Source organism: Ochrobactrum sp. SFR4, assembly GCF_019730395.1.
Taxonomy (GTDB): domain Bacteria; phylum Pseudomonadota; class Alphaproteobacteria; order Rhizobiales; family Rhizobiaceae; genus Pseudochrobactrum.
This window is the reverse complement of sequence record NZ_JAAPBB010000813.1, coordinates 1-269: the sequence shown is the minus strand read 5'-3', so window position 1 is coordinate 269 and position 269 is coordinate 1. Positions and strand designations below refer to the sequence as shown.

The window sequence follows — 269 nt, the reverse complement described above, 5'->3', positions numbered from 1 at the left end:
ACGCGCCGGTGAGGTGGTTGGTATTGCCGGTGTTGCCGGTAACGGGCAGAGTGAGTTTTTTGAAGCCGTCTCCGGTGAAGTCCGTCAGGATAAATCCGCAGCCATCCGTATTCGCGGACAGGAGGCCGGACTTTCCGGCATTACCCGCCGTCGTTTGCTGGGAGCGGGCTTTGTACCGGAAGAGCGCCTTGGACATGGCGCAGTACCGGAACTGCCCCTGACTGATAACTTGTTTTTGTCGCGTTATCGCACCGATGCGAAGGTCTTTC

At 58.0% G+C, this 269-nt stretch carries 1 pseudogene; it reads left to right on the top strand.

Going from position 1 to position 269, the window contains the following annotated elements:
- A pseudogene (locus HBA93_RS21345) lies at window positions 1–269 on the top strand (ABC transporter ATP-binding protein); the annotation flags it as partial.